Raw genomic sequence first — 1,971 nt, 5'->3', positions numbered from 1 at the left:
GCGGTCGGGCGCACCCCGAGCTCGCGCAGGCGGTCGCCAGCCAACTAGGCACCCAACTCGTGCCCCAGGTGGCCTACGAGTTCGCCAACTCAGAGATCTACATCCGCTTCGAGGAGTCCGTGCGCGGCTGCGACGCCTTCGTGATCCAGAGCCACACGGCTCCGATCAACGAGTGGATCATGGAGCACCTGATCATGGTCGACGCCCTGAAGCGGGCGAGCGCCAAGCGGATCACGGTGGTGATGCCCTTCTACGGCTACGCCCGCCAGGACAAGAAGCACCGCGGCCGTGAGCCGATCTCGGCCCGTCTCGTCGCCGACCTCTTCAAGACCGCCGGCGCCGACCGGCTGATCACCGTCGACCTGCACGCCGACCAGATCCAGGGCTTCTTCGACGGCCCGGTGGACCACCTGATGGCACTGCCGATCCTGGCTGACTACGTGCGCGAGAAGTACGGCGACCAGGAGCTCGCCGTCGTCTCGCCGGACGCCGGCCGGATCAAGGTCGCCGAGCGCTGGTCGGCCCGCCTCGGTGGTGCGCCGCTGGCCTTCATCCACAAGTCGCGGCGTACCGACGTGGCCAACGAGGTGGTCGCCAACCGGGTCGTCGGTGACGTGAGCGGCAAGATCTGCGTGCTGACCGACGACATGATCGACACCGGCGGCACGATCGTGAAGGCCGCCGAGGCCTGCGTCGCTGCCGGCGCCGCCGGCGTGATCATCGCCGCGACCCACCCGATCCTCAGCGACCCGGCCGTCGACCGGCTCAAGAACTCCTCGGCCATCGAGGTCGTCATCACCAACACGCTCCCCGTGCCCGCCGACAAGCAGTTCGACAAGCTGACGACCCTGTCGATCGCGCCGCTCATCGCGCGCGCCATCCGCGAGGTCTTCGAGGACGGATCCGTCACGTCCATGTTCGACGGGCACGCCTGAGCGACTCGACGGGCTGGGCGAGCTACCCACACGCCATCGAGGCCACCCGGATGCTGGGCGACGGCGCGACGTGGGGAGCCGTGCAGGGCCTCGTCGGGACCGAGCTGCTGATCGGCGCCGTGTACGTCGTCATCGGGCTCTGCGCCCTCCCGGCCTTCGAGCACCTTAGCAGGGCCGGAGCCACCCTCGACCAGATCTGAGCCCGCCGATTCGACCCGCACCGCACCGGGCGTCTAGTCTTGCGAGGTTGCCTCGGCGAGGGAGCTTCGCACTCCGTGATCGACAGGGCCGGCCAGGATCCACACAGTCCACGCCGCGCGCCCGCGATTGGGGAGCGCGGCGTTCCTCATGCCCGGGGCCCCCACGGACCAACGCATGAGGAGTGAACATGGCTGAAACAGAGAAGATCGCCGCGGAGAACCGCACCGAGTTCGGCAAGGGCGCCGCCCGCCGCATCCGCCGCGACAACAAGATCCCCGGCGTGATCTACGGCCACGGTGCCGACCCGATCCACGTCACCCTGCCGGGTCACCAGACGATGATGGCGCTCAAGCACGGTGGCGCCAACTCGCTGCTCGCGCTCGACTTCGACGGCACCGAGCACCTCGCGCTGACCAAGCAGGTCCAGGTCGACCCGATCCGCCGCGTCATCGAGCACATCGACTTCGTCACCGTGATCCGCGGCGAGAAGGTCATCGTCGACGTCGCGATCCACGTCCTGGGCGACGCCGCCCCCGACACCCTGGTCGTCACCGAGAACAACACGATCCAGGTCGAGACCGAGGCCACGCACATCCCCGAGTTCATCGAGGTCTCGATCGACAAGGCCCCGGTCGGCACCCAGGTCCACGCCCGCGACCTCGTCCTGCCGAAGGGCACCACGCTGGCCGCCGACGAGGACCTGCTCATCGTCAACGTCACCGGACAGGTCTCCGCGGAGGCCCTCGAGGCCGAGCTCGCCGAGGCCGAGGCCGACGCCGGCATCGAGCACGACGCTCCCGAGTCCGAGTCCGAGACCGAGGGCGGCGACGCCGAG

Annotated in this window: 3 protein-coding genes; all 3 read left to right on the top strand. The window is 69.1% G+C overall.

From position 1 onward, the window contains the following. On the top strand, nucleotides 1-935 hold a 935-nt coding region (locus tag RMO85_RS13770), incomplete at its 5' end, for a ribose-phosphate diphosphokinase (protein WP_310529296.1). Between the two features lie 50 nt (nucleotides 936-985). Continuing rightward, nucleotides 986-1,135 carry a hypothetical protein gene (locus tag RMO85_RS13765; RefSeq protein ID WP_310529295.1) on the top strand — a complete coding sequence of 50 codons (150 nt, stop codon included), beginning with the start codon at nucleotides 986-988 and terminating at the stop codon, nucleotides 1,133-1,135. A gap of 188 nt (nucleotides 1,136-1,323) precedes the next feature. After that, nucleotides 1,324-1,971: 50S ribosomal protein L25/general stress protein Ctc (locus RMO85_RS13760; RefSeq protein WP_310529294.1), on the top strand; the 648-nt coding region annotated here is incomplete at its 3' end.

Source organism: Nocardioides sp. (assembly GCF_031422975.1).
GTDB lineage: Bacteria > Actinomycetota > Actinomycetes > Propionibacteriales > Nocardioidaceae > Nocardioides.
This window is presented reverse-complemented; position numbering and strand designations above follow the sequence as displayed.